The 21,757-nt window shown below is 71.0% G+C and carries 12 protein-coding genes; 11 read left to right on the plus strand and 1 reads right to left on the minus strand.

The features are described 5' to 3' along the window. The first annotated feature begins 366 nt into the window (after positions 1 to 366). From ACMCNN_RS18685 to ACMCNN_RS18710, 6 genes are all read left to right on the plus strand, one after another. On the plus strand, positions 367 to 978 hold the full coding sequence (locus tag ACMCNN_RS18685) for a metallophosphoesterase family protein (RefSeq protein ID WP_412741798.1): 612 nt from the start codon (positions 367 to 369) through the stop codon (positions 976 to 978). Between the two features lie 649 nt (positions 979 to 1,627). Beyond that, entirely contained in the window at positions 1,628 to 3,199 is a 1,572-nt protein-coding gene (locus tag ACMCNN_RS18690; protein ID WP_412741799.1) for an RICIN domain-containing protein, read from the plus strand. A gap of 146 nt (positions 3,200 to 3,345) precedes the next feature. After that, positions 3,346 to 5,163 (plus strand): FG-GAP-like repeat-containing protein, encoded by a 1,818-nt coding sequence (locus tag ACMCNN_RS18695; protein WP_412741800.1) that lies wholly within the window; start codon positions 3,346 to 3,348, stop codon positions 5,161 to 5,163. A gap of 104 nt (positions 5,164 to 5,267) precedes the next feature. Continuing rightward, a complete protein-coding gene (locus ACMCNN_RS18700) occupies positions 5,268 to 8,684 on the plus strand; it encodes an ALF repeat-containing protein (RefSeq protein WP_412741801.1) in 3,417 nt (1,138 codons plus the stop codon). Positions 8,685 to 8,709: 25 nt separating this feature from the next. Continuing rightward, positions 8,710 to 9,141, plus strand: coding sequence for a hypothetical protein (locus ACMCNN_RS18705; RefSeq protein WP_412741802.1), 432 nt, complete (start codon positions 8,710 to 8,712; stop codon positions 9,139 to 9,141). A 60-nt stretch (positions 9,142 to 9,201) separates the two neighbouring features. After that, positions 9,202 to 9,690: a hypothetical protein gene (locus tag ACMCNN_RS18710; protein WP_412741803.1), complete on the plus strand. Its 489-nt coding sequence runs from the start codon at positions 9,202 to 9,204 to the stop codon at positions 9,688 to 9,690. Between the two features lie 72 nt (positions 9,691 to 9,762). On the opposite strand, the gene ACMCNN_RS18715 is transcribed toward ACMCNN_RS18710, so the two are convergent. Beyond that, complete coding sequence (locus ACMCNN_RS18715; protein WP_412741804.1) at positions 9,763 to 12,795, minus strand: putative bifunctional diguanylate cyclase/phosphodiesterase; 3,033 nt, start codon at positions 12,793 to 12,795, stop codon at positions 9,763 to 9,765. Between the two features lie 274 nt (positions 12,796 to 13,069). On the opposite strand from ACMCNN_RS18715, the gene ACMCNN_RS18720 reads away from it, so the two are divergent. From ACMCNN_RS18720 to ACMCNN_RS18740, 5 genes are all read left to right on the plus strand, one after another. Then, complete coding sequence (locus tag ACMCNN_RS18720; protein WP_412741805.1) at positions 13,070 to 17,989, plus strand: diguanylate cyclase domain-containing protein; 4,920 nt, start codon at positions 13,070 to 13,072, stop codon at positions 17,987 to 17,989. Positions 17,990 to 18,095: 106 nt separating this feature from the next. Next, complete coding sequence (locus tag ACMCNN_RS18725; protein ID WP_412741806.1) at positions 18,096 to 19,292, plus strand: MFS transporter; 1,197 nt, start codon at positions 18,096 to 18,098, stop codon at positions 19,290 to 19,292. Between the two features lie 276 nt (positions 19,293 to 19,568). Then, positions 19,569 to 20,084, plus strand: a complete 516-nt coding sequence (locus tag ACMCNN_RS18730) for a putative quinol monooxygenase (RefSeq protein WP_412741807.1) — start codon at positions 19,569 to 19,571, stop codon at positions 20,082 to 20,084. Between the two features lie 38 nt (positions 20,085 to 20,122). Continuing rightward, positions 20,123 to 20,971: a 3-keto-5-aminohexanoate cleavage protein gene (locus ACMCNN_RS18735; RefSeq protein WP_412741808.1), complete on the plus strand. Its 849-nt coding sequence runs from the start codon at positions 20,123 to 20,125 to the stop codon at positions 20,969 to 20,971. After that, the gene (locus tag ACMCNN_RS18740) at positions 20,968 to 21,753 is read left to right on the plus strand and encodes a class I SAM-dependent methyltransferase (RefSeq protein ID WP_412741809.1); all 786 of its coding nucleotides are present in this window, start codon (positions 20,968 to 20,970) and stop codon (positions 21,751 to 21,753) included. The genes ACMCNN_RS18735 and ACMCNN_RS18740 overlap by 4 nt, the downstream gene beginning before the upstream one ends. The last annotated feature ends 4 nt before the right edge of the window (positions 21,754 to 21,757 follow it).

The raw sequence follows: 21,757 nt of genomic DNA on the forward strand, positions 1-21,757 counted from the left end.
GGCCGCCCTGGTCCGGTTCAATCCGTCCGGAGTGCTCGACGTCCGCGACGGCTCCGGTTACCGGTACGCGACCAAGGTGCCGTACCGGGCGGGGCAGCGGGTCGACTTGAGCATCACCGTCGACGTGCCGGCCCGCCGGTACGACGTGGACGTCCTGCGCGACGGTACGGCGACACCGCTCGCCCGCGGCGCGGCCTTCCGCACCGAGCAGGCGTCGGCGACGAGCATCGGTACGCTCGGCGTCGTCGTGGCCGGCGATGCGGGCACCCTGCGGGCGTGCGACGTGACCAGCGCCGTCACCGCGCCCGGCGGTTCCGGCGCGTCCGGCTCGTTCGTGGTGGCCGCGGCCGGCGACATCGCCGGTGAGTGCGGGGCAGGCTCCGCGACCGCACCCGGCCCGTTCCGGGCAACCACGAGTATCTCGACGACGCCCGCGGATACCGGGCATACTACGGCGCGGCGGCCACGCCGGACGGGCGGACCTACTACAGCTTCGACTCCGGCGCATGGCACTTCGTGGCGCTGGATTCCAACCTGTCCATGGGCCCGGACTCCGCGCAGGTGCGCTGGCTCCGCGACGACCTGGCCCGCAACGGCCGGCGCTGCGTGGCCGCGTACTGGCACCACCCGCTGTTCATCTCGGGGGACCACGGCAACAACCCGGTGAGCCGGCCCGCCCGGGAGGCACTGCAGGCCGCGGGCGCCGATCTGGTGCTGACCGGCCACGACCACGACTACGAACGGTTCGCGCCGCAGCGCGCCGACGGGCGCGGCGACGCGGGTGGCATCGCCGAGTTCGTGGTGGGCACCGGCGGGGCCAGCAACCGCCCCCTGGTGGCCGAACGTCCCCATAGCGTGGTGCGGATGACCAATGTGCACGGCGTACTGAAACTGACCCTCAACGACACCGCCTACATCTGGGAATTCGTCTCGGTCGACGGCAAGGTCAGGGACCGCGGCAGCGCCACCTGCCACTGACGGTCCCGCGCGGGCCCCGCTGCGGCGGGGCCCGCGGCCCGTCCGGCTCCACCCCCGGAGATGATCCGTGTACCTCGGCACCACCCGGACCGCCGACGCGGCGCACCGCCCTCCCCTGCACTGCTCCGGCGATCGCCCGGCTCTGCGGACCCGGCACGCTCCGGAGGTTGCGTCGCCCTGTGTCGTCGGCACGCCGCACACCGGTGATGTGACAGATGTCGCCCGAGCGGTCAAGCGACATCCGTCAACCTGTGGTCACGCTGCGCGACATGTTGATCTTCGCCTCGTCGACTTGATCTCTTCGATGTCCTGCGATTAGCGTCTCGGGCTCGATGGCAGCTTCGGTCTGGTTCCGGCTGCATCTCGACGACGTCCACGGGGGGACTGTGTCTCAGCTGCTGCTTTGCGGCCCTACCACGCTGCGCGGCGAGAGCCGCGACGGCTCTGCCGGCTCAGCGCTTCGCGTACGGGCCCGGTCCTCCCGCGGCATTCGCTCGGTCATGCGCGGATAGCTGTTCGGTTTCTGCGCTGAATCGCACCATCGCACTGTTTTCCACGGACGACGGGAGATTCGTTGATGCCCATTTTCGCGCGGCGACGTGCCGGCGGATGGTCAGCGGTAGGCCTGGCTCTGCTCACGGTGGCGGGAGTGTCGACCAGTGCCCTGGGTGGCACCGCAGCAGCGGCCGCGGACGCCGGGACGGCGTATCCGTTCGCCGCCAAGGTCGACGTGGGCGCGCCCGTTGAGGGCGGCCGGAGCTGCTCCGGCGCGTTGATCGACGCCCGTTGGGTGATCACCGCGAAGTCCTGCTTCGCACCGAACGGGCAGCCGGTCCTCGCGGGGCGTCCCGCGCAGCCCACCACGGTCACCATCGGCCGCCCCGACCTGACGGCGGGTACCGGACACGTGGTCCCGGTCGTCAAGGTGGTGCCGCATCCGGACCGCGACGTGGTTCTGGCCCGGCTGGCCGCGTCGGTCACCGACATCACACCGGTGGCGCTCAGTGGCACCGCCCCCGCCACCGGGGACGTCCTGCGGGTCGCCGGTTACGGTCGCACCGCCACCGATTGGGTGCCGGACCGGCTGCACACCGCCACGTACACCGTCGGCGCCACGACCGCGACCGCGATCGACATCGCCGGCACGGACAGCGGGCAGGTCGGACCGTGCAAGGGCGACGCCGGCGGACCGGGACTGCGGGAAGGCAACGGCACCGTCACCCTCGCCGCCATAACCACCGGCGGTGGGCAGGGCGGCTGCCTCGCCGCCGACGCGGCCGCGCCGCGCGGCGGCACGCAGACCCGCGTGGACGACCTCGGCGCCTGGATCAACGGACAGGTCGATACCCGGGTCACCACCCTGACCGCGCAGAGCAGCAAGTTGTGCCTGGGCGTGGCCGGCAGCTCCACCGAGGCGGGCGCACACGCCATCCAGTGGAGCTGCAGCGGCGCCGCCGACCAGGACTGGCGGATCTCCGAACGCAGCAGCGGCCGGTACGAGATCCGCAACGACCGCAGCAACATGTGCCTGGCCATCGCCGGTGGAGTCAAGGACGACAAGGCCCACATCCTGCAGTGGAACTGCCGCGACAACCCCGACCAGTACTGGCAGCTGACCACGAACGCCGACGGTTACACCAGGCTGCGCAACCTGTTCAGCGACAAGTGCCTCGCCATCGAGGGCAACTCCATGGTCAACGGCGGACACCTCGTGCAGTGGCCGTGCCGCGACGCGAACCTGGACCAGAACTGGAAGTTCCAGAACCGCACGGTCGGTGAGTACCTGGTCAACGGCAACAGCGGCCTGTGCATGGGCAATGGCGGCTCCAGGGACGCCGGCGCCCACGCCGTCCTGGCCGAGTGCGCCGGCTCCAACGACAACGAGTGGCACCTCAACACCCGGCCCGGCGGCTTCATCGAGATCCGCAACGACCGCAGCGACAAGTGCCTGGCCATCGCCGGCGGCAGCAAGGACCTGCGCGCGCACATGCTGCAGTGGAACTGCAACGCCAACCCGGACCAGTTCTGGAGCACGGTGGAATCCGCGGACGGCACGCGGCTGCGCAACAACCTCAGCGGCCTCTGCCTGGCCGTCGAGGCCGGATCCAAGGACGCCGGCGCCCACCTGCTGCAGTGGAACTGCAACAGCAACGCCGACCAGCTCTGGAGCATCAGCGACGGCAAGCGCCACGCACTCGGCTCGAACGCGACGGGCTCGTAGCCGACGACGCCCCATGTCTCGCTGCTAGGACACGCCCTCGATCGACTGGGCAGACGGGAACGCCTGCCCAGTCTTCGGCGTGCACGTCATTACTTGTGATCGGTCACAGCCGGATTCCGGTGTGTGGACAGGAAGGACGAGCATCAATGCCATTCCGTGGTCATCGTCGAGCTGGAGCGGCCGGACTCGCCGTTGCCGCGGCGACGGTCCTGCTCGGTGGCTCGGCCGCCGGCGCGGTCACCGGCGACGCGGTGGACGACAACACGTACGCGTTCACCGCCCGGGTGAACGTCGGCACGCCCGGCGTCGACAGCGCCTGCACGGGTGCGTTGGTGGCGCCGTCCTGGGTCCTCACCGCCCGCACGTGTGTCGCCGGGGCGGGCGCGCCGGCGACGGCCGGAGCGCCGAGCAAGCCGGTGAGCGTCACGCTCGGCCGTACCGTGAATGTCACGTGGGTGGTGCCGCACGCCGACCGGGACGTCGCTCTCCTGCGGTTGCTGACGCCGATCACCACGGTCGCACCGGTAGCCCTGGGCACCGCTGCTCCCGCCGAGGGCGACGCCCTGCGCGTGGTCGGCTACGGCCGCACCGCCGACACCTGGGTGCCGGAGAAGAAGCACGCCGCGACCGTCTCGGTCAAGGGCGTGGACGCGGCCACCGTCACCATCGAGGCCACCAACCCCGATGGCGCCACGACCTGCAAGGGTGACGCCGGCGGCCCGGCCGTGCGTGACAGCAACGGAACGGTGGAACTCGTCGGGATCCACCAGAGCTCCCGGCAGAACGGCTGCCTCGGCCCGGCCGAGACCAGCGAGCGGGGCGCGGTGGAGACCCGTACCGACGATCTCGCCGGGTGGATCCGGTCGAAGGCGGTCGCGCTGTGCGGCGTGACCGGCGAGGTGATTGCGGCGGATCAGGCCGCGGCCGTGGTCCGTACCGCCGATCTCAACGGCGACTGCAAGCACGACATCATCGGCCAGAATGTCGCCGGCGACCTGCGGGCGTTCGCGTCCCGCGGTGACCTGTCGGCCGACAGCAAGCTGTTCACCGGCCCGGGGCTGCAGGTCGGCAGGGGCTGGAGCACGGCGAGCAAGCCCCGCATCCTCATGGGCGACTTCAACGGCGACGGCAGGTCCGACATCATCGGCCAGGACGGCGATGGTGACCTGCGGGCGTTCGAGTCCCGCGGTGACCTGTCGGCGGACAGCAAGCTGTTCACCGGGCCGGGGCTGCACGTGGGCAGCGGCTGGAGCACGGCGAGCAAGCCCCGCATCCTCGTGGGCGACTTCAACGGCGACGGACGCACCGACATCATCGGACAGGCCGTGGCCGGCGACCTGCGGGCGTTCGCGTCCCGCGGTGACCTGTCGGCCGACAGCAAGCTGTTCACCGGGCCCGGGCTGCACGTGGGCAGCGGCTGGACGACGACGAACAAGCCCCGCATCATCACCGCCGACATCAACGGCGACGGACGCACCGACATCATCGGGCAGGACAGCAACGGCGACCTGCGGGCGTGGGCGTCCCGCGGTGACCTGTCGGCCGATGACAAGCTGTTCACCGGTACGGGGCGCATCGTGGGCAGGGGCTGGAGCGTCTCAGCCCAGACCCGCATCCTCACCGGCGACTTCAACGGTGACGGCAGGACCGACATCATCAGCCAGAACAGCGCCGGCGAGCTGCGGGCGTGGGCGTCCACGGGTGACCTGTCGGCCGATGACAAGCTGTTCCCCGGTCCGGGCGTGCAGGTCGGCAGGGGCTGGAGTACGGCGAGCAAGCCCCGCATCATCACCGCCGACCTGAACGGCGACGGACGCACCGACATCGTCGGCCAGGACGGCGATGGTGACCTGCGGGCCTTCGAGTCCCGCGGTGACCTGTCGGCCGACAGCAAGCTGTTCACCGGCCCCGGGCTGCACGTGGGTAGCGGCTGGAGCCTGCCCTCCAAGCCGCGGATCTTCTGATCCGTCCCTGTTCCGGCACGGCCCTGCGCGTGGGGGCCGTGCCGGGAAGCACGCGAACCCCGTCAGCGGTCGAAGACATATCCGAAAGCAGTGAAGGAACTATCTTGCGTGTAGAAGCGAAGCGGAGATGGCGGATCCTCGCCGCCATCGGCGGTGCCGTCAGCGTGGCGGTGAGCTCCCTGCCCTCCGTGGCGTACGGGGCCGAGACGGTCACCGATCGACGCAGCGCGGTGGCGTTGCTGCAGTCCGGCGGGCCGAATCTGGCCCGCGCCGCCGAACAGGCACTGCTGGGGTCCGACGAGGACGTCCGGGAGTTCCTCGCCACGGGCCAGGCCGAGGCGAAGGCGTTCGACGATCGCGCGCGTGTGGACGACCTCATGAGCAGTGGCGGGCCCGCGATCCGCAAGGCCGGGACGGAGGCGCTCGCCGGCGGCACCTCGGCGGTACGGGCATTCCTGGAGTCGGGGTGGCGCGCCCCGCTCGGGCAGGATCTGCGGGTTCGCGCCAACCAGATCATGACCGCGGGTGGGGGCCAGGTCCGGGCCGCCGGGCAGAAGGCGCTCGACGGCGCTGACTCCGACGTCGCCGACTTCCTCCTCACCGGCCGGTACCAGGCGCAGACCGCCGATGATCGCATCCGGGCCAACCAACTGGATGCAGCCGGGGGGCCGAACCTGAAGGCCGCCGCCCAGGCGGCGCTCAACGGGACACCGGCCGAGCTAGAGGAGTTCCTGATCTCCGGGGCCGACGTCGCCCGCGCGCGTGACCAGGAGATCGCCTCCGTCACCGAGTTGGCGAACCAGGCCAAGGAAGCAGGCGAGCTGGCCGCGCGGGAAACGCAGGCGGCCCAGGACGCTTCGGACCAGGCCGTCGAGGCCGCTCGGCTGGCCAGGGTGGCCGCGGAGCGGGCCAAGGAGGAGACCGCGCAAGCAGCCAACTCCGCCGATCGGGCCACCCGGGCCGCGGGCCGCGCCGCCGACGCTGCCAGCCGGGCTGCCCAGGCATCTCAGCAGGCGATCAGCGCGGCGAACGCGGCGAACGCGGCGGCGCGGGTAGCGGCCACGGCCGCGGCGCGGGCGGCGAGCGCCTCCATGCGGGCGAGGCAGGCTGCCGAGCGGGCATACCGGGAGGCGGCCGGGGCGGCGTACGACAGGAACAAGGCCGGAGCCGCTCGGGACGCCGCGAAGAACGCGTACGCGGTGGCCGCGGCGGCGCGGCAGTCGGCCGCTGCCGCGGCGGCGGTGGGCAAGGCGGCGGAGGCGGCCGGCGCCGCCGCGAACGCGGCGAAGAGCGCCACGGCGCATGCGGACCAGGCGGCCGCCGCGGCCGAGAGCGCGGGCGGCTACTCCGGGGTGTCCGCCACCGAGGCGGCTCGGGCACGCAACGCGGCCGGTCTGGCCCGGCGCCGCGCGGCGCAGGCGAACTCGGCGGCTGACGCCGCTATCAAGTACGCGCAGCAGTCGGCGCGATCCGCGTACGAGTCCCGGGATGCGGCCAACGACGCGGCGAAGCACGCCGAGGCGGCCGGAAAGGCCGCCGAGGACGCGGCGAACCACGCGGGCGAGTCGGCGAACCAGGCGAACAAGGCCAAGGACGCTGCTGCGGCGGCGATCGATGCCGCGAACGCCTCCGCCGATGCGGCCAAGAAGGCCGCCGCCATCGAGGAAGCGGCTCGCGCCGCCGACGACGAGCGCCTGCGCCTGCAGACCGAGCAGCGGATGCAACTGGCGATCGAGGCTCGGCAGGCCGAGCAGGACTACCTGACGAAGCTGAATTGGGACACGCAGGAGCAGGCACGGCTGAGCGGCGAAGCGCAGCAGTGGTGGGCCGCGGCAACCGCGCCGGGAGCAAGCACCGAAACCGTCGTCACCAACGGACGCAAGGTCGCCGCGTTCCTGCTCAAGTCCGGTGGACCCTGGTCACAGGCCGCTGCCGCCGACGCGCTCGGCGGCAGCGAGGCCGACGTGGTGATGTTCGTGTCCTCGCAACGGGAGGTCGCCGGTGACCAGGACGACCGCTTCCGGGTGATGCACCTGGCGGCGACGGTCAACAAGCCGGCGTTCACCACCGCCGCGGAGAAGGCCCTCTCCGGTACCCACGGCGTGGTGGTGGAGTTCCTCACGAAGCGGGACTACGAAGGCAAGGACGCCGACGACAGGATCCGCATCAACCAGCTGCTCACCTCGGGCGGCCCGGCGACGAAGAAGGCGGCCAACGCGGCGCTCGACGGTACGGCCGAGGATCGTCAGGCGTTCCTGACCACCGGGCAGTACGTGGCAGCCGAGTCGGATGCCCGGATCAAGATCAACCAGATCATCACGAAGGGCGGCCCGGAGGTACAGGCGGCCGGTCAGATCGCCCTGGCCGGGCCGAGCAGCTACCTGTCGGACTTCCTCAACGCCGTGCAGTATCAGGCGGCGCAGCGCGATTTCGAAGCAGCCACGCACGTGGCCGCCGTGCAACACCAGGTATCCGAGGCGGCATCCGCCGCGGCGACCGCACAGCAGAACGCGCAGAAGGCGGCCGAGAGCGCGGCGCGGGCCCGCGGCGCGTCGGCCGAGGCGGCGAAGTACGCCAACGAGGCCAGCGCTGCCGCAACCCGAGCGCAGAACGAGGCGGGTCGCGCGAACACCGCCGCCACCGAAGCGGAGGCGTCGGCTCGTAAGGCGGCTGCCTCGGCAGCAACGGCCCGTTCGGCGGCGGCCTCCGCGAACCGGGCGGCGCAGTCAGCGCAGGCTTCGGCGAACCGGGCGACCGCATCGAGCCGGCGTGCGGCGCACTACGCCGCCGGCGCGGTGCAGGCGGCACAGGCGGCGCGGGCGTCAGCGGTGGAGGCCGGCAAGAACGCGGGCGAGGCGGCGACCTACTACGCCGGGGCCATCGGTCAGTACCTGACGAAAATGCGTCAGGAGATGCAGGAGACCAGGCCGGGCAGCAAGGAGCCGTGGTGGATGGGACTCGAACGCAAGGGTCCGAACAACACCACCCCGTTCCAGCTGGGCGTGCAGTGGCTGACCGGTGACGGCGAGCGGCAGCAGCGGTTCTTCGACGGCGACCCGATGACCGAGCTGATCAAGAAGCACGACCATGTCGCGGACGTCCGCTCCGGCATCCTGGAGAGCCTCCGCAACGGCGGCGCGGGCGACGGCGACGGCGACGGACTCGGACACGGCGACTACGGTCTGGGTGGGACCGGCGGAGCGGCGAAGTACGTCAAGGACTACTCCACCCTGCTGACCGCGGGCAAGACGGGCAATCTCGCCGTCACCTACCTGGGGTCGTACCAGATGGAGTTCTACGTCTACGACGTGGATCGGGTGCACAAGACGGCCAAGGTGTCGTACTTCATCGAGAACGAGTCCGACATCCAATCCGCCACCCATCCTCCGATCATCGGATACACCGATTGGTGGAGCCGGAACATCGGTGACCCGTTGAACAATTTCGTCAATAGCGGCGGTGGTCCGTTGTCGAAGACCAACCAGTCGATCCGCTGGACTGAAACCGTCAGCTGGAACTGAGCGACGGCGAAAGGTGGGGTTTGCGATGGCTCGGAACATCGTCAGGCACGTTGCTGGAGCAGCAGCGAGCTGGCTGACGTTCTGCGTCGAAGGTGTTCTCGCCTATGTGGGCCTGCTGGTGTTCGCGTTGATGACGGACGCGGACGCCGGCGGCCCACTGGCCGGCCCTTTCCTCGTGCTGGTCGCCGCCGCGCTCGGCGGTGTGCTGACCGCCGCCGTACTGTTTCCCTCGCTGTTGATTGCGGAGAAAGTCGGTCGGCTGCGGTGGCTCGTGGCCGTGGGAATCGCGGCCACGGTGCTCGGCCTGCTGTTCGTCGGGTTGTCAACGGTAACCAGCATGACCACGAAAGAGACGATGATCGGCTGGTCGGTCGCGACGGCGTCCAGCATTCTTCCGCTGACCGCCTGGTTCGGCATCGCCACCATCGGCTCGTGGTTCCGCCGCCAACATCACTGATTCATATTAGTAAGCCTGACCATTTCGAATTACGTAGACAGGTACTGGACGAAGGGAAGAATGTTGCTTTCGAAGAAGCTGCTTGCTCTGACCGCGGGGGCAATCGCGTCATCGGCCGCCGTCGTGGGGCTCTCCATCAACTCGGCTTCGGCGGAGTCCGCATCGGATCCGAAGTCACTCGTCGAGGACTACAGCTACCCGAATGCCGACAAGATCCTTGCTGAGCGCGGCATCAAGCTGATTCGCGGCTCGGGAACGATCATGCTGGCCGACTGCCCGGCGACTCCCACCAACAACGATCTGATCTGGGTGGCGACCCTCAAGGGCAACGTGTGCTTCAAGGCCACCTCCAGCACCGGTTTCCTGAGCCTGGCCATGGACGAGGTGTACTCCCTGCGTGGCGACGACCACAAGGCGAGCGCGACGGTGACGGTGGACGGCGAAACCGAACAGCACAACCTCAAGACCGGGGTGTGGAAGGGCGTCGGCGTCGGCGAAGACGAGAACAAGCCCCTGGCCACCCTGCTGGAGATCCGCGTGAACCCCTGATCGGACTCCTTCCTGGCGTGAGCACGCTCCGGTGTCTCACGCCAGGGAGTTGTTCCGTACGGGTTACGGCGTTCAGGAGACCAGAGCGCCGGGGGCCAGCAGGGCGGTCACCCGGTCCGGGGGCTCGGGCCTGGAGAAGTGGTAGCCCTGGCCGTACGGGCAGCCCATCCGGAACAGCAGGTCTCTGTGGTCCCGGTGCTCGATGCCCTCGGCAACGACCGCGAGTTTCAGGATCTTGGCCAGACCGACGATCGCCTCGACCAGCGCGTACTGCTCGTCGCTGTTCCCGATCTCGTCGATGAAGGACTTGTCGATCTTCAGGATGTCCACCGGCATGTGGCGCAGGTAGCTCAGCGAGCTGTAGCCGGTGCCGAAGTCGTCGATGGCGATCCGGACACCCAGGTCGCGCAGCTCGCTGAGGTCCGCCCAGACGTTCTCGGCGTCGCGAAGCAGCAGGCTCTCGGTGACCTCCAGGAGCAGCCACTCGGGACGGGCGCCGGAGTCGTCGAGCGCGTCGCGCACCTGGCCGACGAAGCCGGGGGTGCGGAACTGCCGCGCCGAAACGTTCACGCTCACGTACCGCAGCGGCCTGTCCCCGGCGGATTCCCGGAAGCCGACGAAGGTCCGCAGCGCATCGCGCAGCACGGCGTTGCCGAGGGCCACGATGGAGCCGTTCTCCTCGGCCAGGTCGATGAACCGGTCCGGGCCGAGCAACCCACGGGTCGGATGCTGCCAGCGCACCAGCGCCTCCAGGCCCACGACCTCCTCGCTGCCCAGCTCGACGATCGGCTGGTAGCGCAGCACGAACTGGCCATCGGCGACCGCGTCGTTGATCGACGCGCGCAGCTCCAGGCGTTCCTCCACGGCGGCATGCAACTCGGTGCGGTAACGCTGCCAGGTGTTCTTGCCGTCGCCCTTGGCGAGATACATGGCAAGGTCGGCCTGCCGCCGCAGCTCCGTGCTGCCCTCCGCCTCGACGCTGGTCGCCACGCCGATGCTGGCCTTGGCGCTGACCACGTGCGTGCCGCCGCTGCCGTCACCGACCTCGACCGGCACGCTCAACTCGGCGACGATGCGGGCGGCGACCCGGTCGACGTCGAACTCGTCGTTCGCGAACCCGACCAGAACGGCGAACTCGTCGCCGCCGGTGCGTGCCACCGTGTCCATCGAGCCGACCGTCCGCGAGAGGCGCTCCCCGACCGCGATCAGCAGCTGGTCACCCACGGCGTGCCCGAGTGTGTCGTTGACCTCTTTGAAGTCGTCCAGGTCGAGGAAGAGCACGCCGATTGTGGAACCGTCGTCCGCGGCGCGCGCGGCCGCATGCTCCAGCCGGTCCTGGAACAGCTCGCGGTTGGCGAGCCCGGTCAGACCGTCGTAGAAGGCCTGATGGGTCAGGTCGCCCTCGAGCTTGCGGCGCTCGGTGACGTCGCGCATCGTGAGCACGAATCCGTTGACCGTCGGGTCGGCGCGCAGGTCCCGGCAGCCGCATTCGACCTGCAGCAGCCCGCCGTCCGCGCGGACGGCCCTCAGGTCGACGCTGTCCTGACGGCCGCTGGCGAGCAGGTCGCGCAGCTCGGCCTGGTCGGTACCCGCGAACAGGCCGCTCAACGGGGTGCCGACCAGCTGCGGGCGTCCGAAGACGTGCTCGGCGGAGGGGGACGCGTACCGGATCTGCTCCTCGTCGTCGACGATGAGGATCACGTCGGAGGCGCTCTGCACCAGCGTACGGAAATAGTCGGCGCTGCTGCGGCGGCTCACCTCCTCGGTGAGGCTGATCCGGCCGATCGCCATGGCGCCCTGCGCCATGAGCGCTTCGAACGGCTGCCGCAGCGACTGCAGCAGGCCGGGCGCGGCCGCGAGGTAGGCGTGCATGGCGCGGCCCGGGCCATCCGCCGTCCGCCCGCTGCCGAGGACTGTCGCGTGCAGAGCGAACGCGTGGCCGGCCAACTGGACCGCGATGTTCTCCGGCAGCGTCGCGACCTCGGACAGGCCGGCCAGGTGACCGGGCGGCGTGTCACCGGCGAAGTCATCGAAGGCGAACGTCAGACGGTACGGCTCGCCGCCTTTGATCAGGTCTGCGACGGCCAGCCGCAGGGCGACCGCGGCCTCCCGCTCGCTGGCGGCCGCGACGAGCCTCGCGCCGGCCTCCCGCAGGACCCGCTCGCGGGCGCCCGCCTCCCGCTGGGTCTGCAGCAGGTCGAGCACCCGGGCGATGACCAGCAGGAACATCGAGGCGCAGGCGACGGCGATGACCAGCGCGTCGTGGACCCCGTCACGGAGGTCCTCGACGGCGAGCAGGACCGGCGCGATCAGCGCGGCGACGGACATCAGCGCGATGCGGCGGCCGCCGGTGTGCGCCACGAGCCGGCTGGGCTGCCGGGCGAGGGTCAGCTGGGTCATCGACGGGTGCAGGGCGCAGACACCGAGGGCGGTGTAGAAGAAGACCCAGCCCGCGTCGGTCGGGCCACCCACCGCCCAGGTACCGGCCAGCTGGCGCAGACCGTACAGGACGTCGGTGATCAGCAGGCCGGAGACACCGGCGCCGAGGATCGTGATCGCGAGGTTGCGTCCCGGCGCGATGAGCAGGCGCAGCAGCATGGCGAGCGCGAGCACGTCGCCCAGCGGATATGCCACCGACGTGAGCTTCTCCAGCAGGCTGAGATCGGTGTTACCCACGTACGGCGCGACCAGGAAGACCCAGGACAGCAGGCCGAGGCCGGCCGTCGGCACGAGGGCGTCGAGCAGCGCCGCCCGGTTGCCGCTGTCGGAACGCGCCCGGATGAAGATCAGCAACGCGGCGGCCAGCATCGGGTACACGGCGAGATAGAAGCCGTCCGCCACGCTGGGGAACGGGTCCGCCTGATGCAGGACGTCGGTGAGGATGTTGTAGGTGGTGTCCCCGGCGGTGAAGCTGACCAGTACGCCGGCCAGCAGCCACCAGGGCAGCCGCCGCGAGGGCCGGTGCATGCGCACGCCGGCCAGGACGGCCACGGCGCTGGAGAGGCCGATCGCGGCCCAGGTGTACCTACTGAACGCGGGGAACGCGTAGAAGGCCGCGGTGAGCGCGAGCATCCATACGACGAAGCGGGCATGTGCGGTACGCATCAGAATGTGGCTCCGAATAACCAGCCCCAGCCAAAAAGGGTCTGTCCCGTACTGCCGTATCGGCGGGGAATGCCTCACTCGCAGGAGTTGTGTGACCCGCGACGTCGTCTCAGTTCCGCGTTACCGGCATCCGTCAGACAATTTTCCGGGCCACCGGCATGGATCTCTCAAGTTCGCCCGGCTCCGACCGACCGGAACCCCTGGACCGCGTACTCCGAGCGTGGCACCGGCTGGGCACGTCGTCTCGGAGCGCCGGCGATGGGAGCGAAACGTCATGTCCGTGGCAACGCCGACCGGGTCTCCGACAGACCTGCACCTCTCCGGCTTGCTGTACGACAGTGACCAGACCCGGGTCAGCCGGGTGCCCACGGCGGATGGCGGCACGGTCGTCCGCAAGGAGATGCTCGGGCCGAACGCCGGGGCACGGGCGGACCACGAGCACGCGATCCTGCTCCGGCTGGCCGGCGTTCCCGCTGTCAGCCAGCTCGCGGACGACCACCCGCCCGCCGACCGGCACGGGCTGACCCTCGTCGACGTCCCCGGCCGGACGCTGGCGCAGCTGGCGCCGTCCGAGCGTCCGGACGTCGCCGGCCTGCCGGCGTTCGCGCTGGCGCTCGCGCGCATCCTCGGCCCGGTGCACCGGGCCGCGGTCGTGCACCGCGACATCAACCCCGCCAACATCCTGCTGCGCCACGACGGCCGGCCGGTCCTGATCGACTTCGACCTGGCCACGACGTTCGCCGAGGTCCGCCCCGCGTTCACCCACCCCACCGAGATCCTCGGCCGGCTGCCGTACCTGGCGCCGGAGCAGACCGGACGTACCGGGCTGCCCGTCGACTCCCGCGCCGACCTGTACGGACTCGGCGCAACCCTGTACGAGCTGGCCACCGGGCACCCCCCGTTCGGTGACGGCGACCCGTTGCAGCTGGTGCGGGACATCCTCGCCCGAACCCCGCGACCGCTGGCGGAGTTCGGTGTGTCCCGGGGTCTGTCCGACATCGTGGCAAGGCTGCTGGAGAAGGAACCGGCCCGGCGCTACCAGAGCGCCGAGGGGCTGGTCCACGACCTGACCCGTCTGGTCGCCGAGCCCCAGGCGCCCCTGCGGCTCGGCGGACGGGACTTCCCGAGCCGGTTGTCGCCGCCCTCGACGGTGGTCGGGCGCGACACCGAGAGCGCCGCGCTGCGGTCCGCGTTCGAGCAGGCGGTGCACGGGCGCGCGACGGGGCTGCTCGTCACGGGCGCGCCCGGCGCGGGCAAGTCCGCCCTGATCTCCCAGTTGCGCCCCATGGTCACCGCCGCCGGGGGCTGGTTCGTCACCGGCAAGGCCGACCAGTACCGCCACGACGCCGCCTCCGGGGTGGCCGTCCAGGCGCTGCACGGCATCGGCCGGCTGCTGCTGGCCGAGCCGGAGGACGAGCTGGCGCAGCACCGTACGCGGATTCTCGCGGCGCTCGGCCCCAACGCCGGTCTGATCGCCGCGGCCTCGCCGGAACTCGCCACGCTGCTCGGCGACCACGAGATCGGGGCGGACGACCCGATGGAGCTGCAGGCACGACTGCGGCAGGCGGCCCTCGACCTGCTGCGCGCGATCGCGTCGCCGCATCGGCCGCTCGTCCTCGTCCTCGACGACCTGCAGTGGGCCAGCCCGTCCGCGCTGGGCATCGTCGACGCCATCCAGACCGACAGTCACCTTCGTGGGCTGCTGCTGGTCGGCGCGTACCGGGACCGGGAGGTCGACGCGGCGCACCCGCTCACCGCGTTGTTCGACCGGTGGCAGCGACTGGGAGCGGCGCCCGTACGACTGCACCTGGACAACCTCGGGCCGGGCGATCTGGCCGATCTGGTCGGGCAGATGCTGCGGCTGCCCGCCGAACCCGCGGCCGAGCTCGCCGGCGTGCTGCACGAGCGCACCGGCGGGAACCCGTTCGACACCGTCGAGCTGATCAACGCACTGCGCGGCGACGGCACGCTGGACCTGGGCGAGTCGGGCTGGCGCTGGGACTCCTCGGCGATCCGCCGCCACATCGGGTCGGGCAACGTCGTCGACCTGCTCACCGAGCGCATCGGCCGGCTGGCCGAATCCGACCGCGAGCTGCTGCGGGTGATGGCCTGCCTCGGCGGCTCGGTCCGGCTCGACCTGCTCGCCCGCGCGGGCGGGCACCGTCCGGAGACCACTCGCGAGCGCCTGGCCGCCGCGCTGGACGACGCCCTGCTGGTGATAGACGACGACGGCACGCCCACTGTGCGTTTCCGGCACGACCGGGTGCAGGAGGCGGCCCGCCACGACCTGGACCCGACGGCCCGGCCGTCCACCCATCTGACGATCGCTTGGCGCCTGGCCGCGGATCGCGCCTTCCGCGGCGAGGCCGCCGAGCAGTACCTCGCGGCCGGACCGCTGCTGCGCGACGTCGAACCAGCTGAGCGGCGCACGGCGGCGGAACTGTTCGGCGCGGCCGCCGCGGCGGCGCGACTGATCAGCAACCACTCGACCGCCGAGCAGTACCTCAGCGCGGCGCTCGGGCTCTGGGCGACCCTCGACACGGCCGACGATGATCCCTTGCCCATCGCGTGGGAGACGCAACGGCACGGCGCCCTCTACAGCCTCGGCCGGCTGGACGAGGCGGATGAGACGTACGGTTCGCTGGAGCACCGCGCGCCCGACCCGCTGGCGCTGGTGGACGCGGCCTGTAACCAGATTTCGAGCCTGAGCAACAGGTACCGGCATGCCGACGCGGTCGATCTCGGCTTCGCCCTGCTGAATCGGCTCGGCTACGCCCCGCCGGGCAACGATGCCGGGGCCGAGGTGCGGCGCCGCCTGGACGCGATGTACAGGTGGATCGAAACCGCCTCCGTGACCGAGGACCTGGCCCGTCCGGAGCCGACCGACCCGCGGGCTCTCGCCGCGGCCCGCGTGCTGCAGCGGCTCGCTCCGGTGGCGTTGTTCGCCGCCGACCCGATCGGCCTGCCCTGGGTGGTCACCGCGGCGCATCGCTTGTGGACGGAGCACGGGCCCTGCGCCGCGCTCGTTCCCACCATCGCCAGTGCCGGCTTCGCCACCATCCAGACCGGCGGCGAGCACAGCGTCGGCGAACGCCTCGTCCAGCACGCCCTCGCCGTGGGCGTCGCGCGGGGCTACGAGACCGAGACCGCTCAGGTCCGGTACGTCAACGCCGTCGGTACGCTGCACTGGTTCCAGCCGCTCGAGGACGAGGTGCACCAGGCCCGCCTGGCGCGCGAGGGCCTGCTGCGCGGCGGCGACCTGCATTCGGTCTGCATGGCCTACTGGCCGGCGTTGTTCGCCCTGGTCGACATCGGACCGACCCTCGACGACCTCGACGCCGAGGTGGACGCGGCAATGGCCTTCGCTGGCCGCACCGGCAACGACAATGCCTCCGCCATCCAGGTCATCTACCGGCAGTTCGCGCTCGCCATGCGCGGCCGGACCAGCACACCGGGCGGGTTCAGCGACGACACCTTCGACGAGCTGCAGCACCTGGAGGTCAACAAGCGGGTCGCGCTGCACTACTTCATGTACCGGGCGCTGTCCGCGATCATCTTCGACGACTCCGACGTGGCCCGCTACACCGACCAGGCGGCACGGCTGGCCCCGATGCTGCGCGCCTGTTATACGTACGCCCTGACGCAACTGTTGCTGGCGCTGGCGCTGGCCCGGCAGGTGCGCGACGCCGAGCCCGACGCGCGGCCCGCGCTGCTGGCGGCCCTCGACGGCTGCCGGAACTTCCTGGCCGAACGCGCCCATGACGCTCCCGAGAACTTCGGTCACCTGCTGCGGCTGGTCGAGGCCGAACGGGCCTGGGCGGTCGACGATTTCCGCGCCGCCGCCACCGCCTTCGACGCCGCTCTGTGCGACGCCGAGCCGCGTCAGCGGCCGTGGCACAAGGCGCTGATCGCCGAGCGGGCCGGACTGTTCCACCTGGCCCACGGGTTGCCCCGCACGGGCCGCGGCCTGCTCGCCGAGGCGCGCGAGTATTACCGCAGCTGGGGCGCCGCGGGCAAGGTCCGTCAGCTCGACCGCGTTTACCCCGACCTGCCCATCCCGGACGCCGCGTCGGCGCGGCAGGCGCTCAGCACCAGCGTCCGGGGCGACGACATCGACCTGCTGGCCGTCCTGCGGGCGTCGCAGGCGCTCAGCTCGGAAACCGACCTCGACCGGCTGCAGGCGCGTGTGGTGGAGCAGGTGGGTGCCCTCGCCGGGGCCACCTCCATCCGGCTCGCCCTGTTCGACTCCGACGCGGGCCACTGGACGCTGCCCGACCCGGACCGGCCCGGCGACGCCCCGGTGCCCGTCTCCGCGCCGGGAACCGAACGGCTCGTGCCGGTACGGGCGTTGCACTACGTCGAACGCACCCGCGAGCCGCTGCTGGTCGCCGACACCGCCGGCGACGACCGGTTCGCCAGCGACCCGTACCTGACCGGGGCGCCACGCGGCTCACTGCTCGTTGTCCCGGTGCTGCAGCAGGGTGCGCTGCGGGCGGCGCTAGTGCTGGAGAACCGGCTCAGCGTCGACGCCTTCACCACCGACCGGCTCGGCGCCGTCACGCTGCTCGCCGCGCAGCTCGCCGTCTCCCTCGACAACGCCCACCTCTACCGGCGCCTGGAGACCAAGGTCGCCGAGCGCACCAGCGCCCTGCAGGCCGCCAACGAGCAACTCGCCGCGCTCAGCCTGACGGACCCGCTGACCGGGCTGGCCAACCGCCGCCGCTTCGACGACGCGCTCGACGCCACCTGGAGGCGAGCCCGCGAGACCGGCACTGCCGTCACGCTCGCCATGATCGACATCGATCACTTCAAGTCGTACAACGACTCGCACGGCCACCAGGGCGGCGACGAGTGTCTGCGCCGGGTCGCCGCCGAGCTCGCCGGCACCGTCCGCCTGGGCACCGACATCGTCTGCCGGTACGGCGGCGAAGAGTTCGCCATCGTCTTCACCGGCGCGGACCACGACCGGGCCGCCGTGGTCGCCGAACGGGCCCGCGCCGCCGTGGAGGCACTCGCCCTCCCGCACGAGCGCACGACAGCCCGCGTCGTCACACTCAGCATCGGTGTCGCTACGCACGTACCGGCGAGCGGTGGATCCGTCCGCGACCTCGTCGAGGCAGCAGACGCGGCGCTCTACCGCGCCAAGGAATCGGGCCGCAACCAGCTGTGCATGGCGCACCCGGCCGCGCACTGACCGGTCGACATACCGGCCGTGATCCCGGCCAGCGGCCGCTGGTGAACGTCCGAGCGCAGGCATATTCGATCGGCTGCGCGATCGGCACGTCCTACTATCGACTGTCGTGCTCACTGAAACCAAGCCGACTCTGAGCGGTGTGCATCGCGGGCTCTATCCCCTCGCCGCCGTCTTCGCATGCGCGGGCCTGGCCAGTGCACTGTGGATGCCGCTGCTGCCGCTGTTCCTCACCAGCGCGGTCCACGCCAGCCCGGTCGAAGTGTCGTTGTTCCTGGCCGTCGGCCCGGTGATGGCGGTGACGGTGAGCACTGTCGTCGCCCGGATGTCCGACCGGTCGATGCGGCGGCGGGTGGTCATGATGGTGGCCGCGGGCGCGGGCGCGGTCGCGATGGTGGCCTACTCGGCGCTGCGCAGCTATGGGCCACTGCTGGTGCTGGCGATGACCCTGGTGCCCCTGGCCGGCACGCTCTACCCCCAGTCGTTCGCCTACGCGAGGCAGTGGCTGGACCGCTGGGGCAGCGGACGATCCGCGTTCGTCATCACCGCGCTGCGCACGCTCACCTCAATGGCCTGGGTCGCGGGCCCGCCGCTCGCGGGCCTGCTCTTCGGCCTCGGCGGCTTCACCGCCATCTTCCTGTCCACCGCGGCGTTGTCCGCGGCGGCGGGAATGGTCGTACTGCTGCGCATACGCGAGGTTGCACCGGCCGCGCCGAGCGACGGCGACGCCGCGGCGCCCGGCCCGCAGCAGGCGTCCGGGACCGCCGGGCGCGGTGAGTTCCGGGTCACCGTGGCCGGGTTCGTGCTGCTGCAATGCGCCTCGGTCCTCGGCGTGAGCGCCATGTCCCTGCACGTCACCAGCGACCTGCACCACTCCGTCCAGGACTCGGGCCTGGTGCTCGGTCTCTGCGCGGCCCTGGAGATCCCCTTCATGCTCGGCGCCGGCGCGTTGTCCCGGCGGATGCCGTTGCGGCGGCTGGTGATCGGCGGCGCGGTCTGCGGCGTGCTGTATTTCGCGGTGGCTTCGTGGACCTCCCAGCTCTGGGTGCTCGGGGTCGCCCAGGTGGGCAACGCGGCGTTCATCGCCGCGATGATGGGCCTGGGCATCACATACGTGCAGGACATGCGCCCGGGACAGCCGGGACGGGCTACCACCGCGTTCACGAACGCATACCCGATCGGATCGCTGCTGGCGAGCCCGGTGCTGGGCGCGGCCGCCCAGTTCGGCTACCGCAGCCCGTACCTGGTGGCCACCGCATGCTGCGGGCTCGGGGCCACCCTGTTGTGGCTCGCGCGCCGCGGATAGCGCAGAGAATCGAGTGCACCGAAACCGTTCCGGGAAGCTGTCTTTTGATAATTCGGTTGACTTGACGGCGTGCTACAGCGACATGACCGTCCGATGTGTTTACCGACTCCCGCACAAGTTCCGGAACCGTCGGGTAGTTGACCATCGTTGATTGCTGGGTAGCATGTATCGCGGCGGCCTAACGGGGGAGATACATGGCCAGCGCAATACTGCTTTATTCTGCCTATCCACTGTGCACTGATGTGGTTCGCATCCGCTGCCACACCGGCGGCCCGGATGTCTGACCAGCAGCCGATTGTCGTCCTCGGTCACCAGTGGGCCCGAGCCACGGTCGGCGCCGATCTCGCCGCGCTCAATGCGGATCTGGCTGCTGCCCTGACCGACGCCGATATGCCGGACCGTGGACTGCTCGCCTATCAGCCCCTCCGCAACGTCGCCGACCCGGACCGGTTCTGCGTCTATTGGCTGTGGCGCGACCCGCAGGACAGGGACGCGACATGGGCCGATCCACCCGAGGCCCTGCAGCGATTCTGGCGCCTCGCCCGCCCATTGTGGCGGGAGGAGCCGGCGGTGACCCGGTACGTATGGTCGCCGGAGCCGGTCCGCGATCTCTGTCCACCCGACAGTCACGTCGTCCTGTCCACCGGCGCGCCGCCACCCGCCGCGGGCGGATCGGCCGAGCGGTGGCTCCTGCCCGAGCCCGGCGTCGACGGGGACGCCGTACGGATCGACGTGATCAGCCCGGCCACGACGGCGCCGGCCGCCCACCGGTGGGCCCTGCTGTCCCGGTAATGGAACGTCTCTCGGTTCCGACGAAAGGAACACCTGCGATGTCGGATAAGTTGATCATCAACCTGTGTCCCACCGGAATGGTTCCGCGCCGGGCCAAGGTCCCCGCCGTCCCGATCACGCCCGAAGAGATCGCGCGGGACGTGCGGCAGTGCTACGAGGCCGGTGCCTCGATGGTGCACCTGCACGCCCGCGACGACGACGAGGAGCCGACCTGGCGCGGCGAGCGATTCGCCGAGATCTGCTCGGCCGTCGTCGAGCAGGCGCCGCAGATCGTGCTCGTCGTGACCACGAGCGGGCGCAACTGGCCCGAACTGGCCAAGCGCGCCGAGTCGCTGAACGTGTCCGGCCGGGCCAAGCCGGAGATGGCGTCGCTGACACTGGGCTCCATGAACTTCGTCTCCGGGCCGTCGGTCAACGCGCCGGAGACGATCAGCGGGCTGGCGGCCGCGATGTACGAGCGCGACATCACGCCGGAGCTGGAGATCTTCGACATCGGCATGCTCGACTACGCCCGATTCCTGATCTCCCGCGGCGTGCTGCGGCCGCCGTACTACCTGAACATTCTGTTCGGCTCGATCGGCACCGCCGGGGTGAGTGCGGCCAACGCCGCGGCCGCGCTGGCCGCGCTGCCGCAGAATTCGACGTGGGCGTTCGCCGGGATCGGCCGCTACCAGCTGGCCGCCAACACGCTGGCCATGAGCCTCGGCGGCCACGTCCGGGTCGGCCTGGAGGACAACCCGTACTACGACTGGAACAGCCGCGGTACGACGACGAACGTCCAGCTCGTCGAGCGGGTGGTCCGGATCGCGCGCGAGCTGGGGCGTGAGCCGGCGACACCGGCCGAGGCGCGCGAGATGATCGGGCTCAAGCCCGTGGAGCGCGCGTGAACGCGCAGACGGCGGTGGTGAGTGACGCACACCGGTGGCACCGGGCGGACGACTACGAGACGCTCGCCCGGGACATCCAGTTCCGCAACGCCGCGGTGCTGGCCCGGTTGCATCCCGATCCGGGGAGCGTCCGGACCGCGTACGAAATCGGCTGTGGCACCGGTGCTCTGACCCGGCGCCTGGCAGAGACGCTGCCGCGCGCCGAGATCGACGCGATGGACATCTCCACGCCGATGCTGGCGCAAGCGAAGCGCAGGGAGTTGCCGGACCGGGTCCGTTTCCAGCTCGGCGCGTTCCCGGACACGGTGCCCGACCGGAAGTACGACGCGGTGTTCAGCAACGCGGCGCTGCACTGGATGCACCCCCGGTACGACGACGTGTTCCGGGCCATCCGTGCCATCCTGCGGCCCGGCGGGCTGTGCTGTGTGGCGAGCGCCGCCCGGACCGCCGGCACGGACCGGTTCTCGGCGTACCTGACGAATCGGCTGGGTGTGGTGGACGCGGACGCCGACGACTTCGACCGGCGCCGCCTGACCGCCGCTCAAGCGGCCGACCTGGCCGAACGGGCCGGACTCGTGGTGCGGGACGCCTTCGTCGTGGAGCGCACCGCGGCGGTGCCGGCCGGCCACTACGCCCGCTGGTGGGTCGCCAGCGGCGGACCCTGGCGCGCCGACCAGCGCGCGGCGGCCGACTCCGTCGACACCATCGTCGGCCGGCTCGGCAGCGCGGACGTGGAGCTGGTGCACGCGAGCGTCTTCCTGCTGCTCCAGGCACCGCAGTGAGCGC

The sequence above is a fragment of the Krasilnikovia sp. MM14-A1004 genome (assembly GCF_047159485.1).
Lineage (GTDB): Bacteria > Actinomycetota > Actinomycetes > Mycobacteriales > Micromonosporaceae > Actinoplanes.

Coding starts and splice junctions, on each gene's coding strand:
- ACMCNN_RS18695 (WP_412741800.1), top strand. CDS start 3,346: ATGCCATTCCGTGGTCATCGTCGAGCTGGAGCGGCCGGACTCGCCGTT.
- ACMCNN_RS18705 (WP_412741802.1), top strand. CDS start 8,710: ATGGCTCGGAACATCGTCAGGCACGTTGCTGGAGCAGCAGCGAGCTGG.
- ACMCNN_RS18710 (WP_412741803.1), top strand. CDS start 9,202: ATGTTGCTTTCGAAGAAGCTGCTTGCTCTGACCGCGGGGGCAATCGCG.
- ACMCNN_RS18715 (WP_412741804.1), bottom strand. CDS start 12,795: ATGCGTACCGCACATGCCCGCTTCGTCGTATGGATGCTCGCGCTCACC.
- ACMCNN_RS18720 (WP_412741805.1), top strand. CDS start 13,070: ATGTCCGTGGCAACGCCGACCGGGTCTCCGACAGACCTGCACCTCTCC.
- ACMCNN_RS18730 (WP_412741807.1), top strand. CDS start 19,569: ATGTCTGACCAGCAGCCGATTGTCGTCCTCGGTCACCAGTGGGCCCGA.
- ACMCNN_RS18735 (WP_412741808.1), top strand. CDS start 20,123: ATGTCGGATAAGTTGATCATCAACCTGTGTCCCACCGGAATGGTTCCG.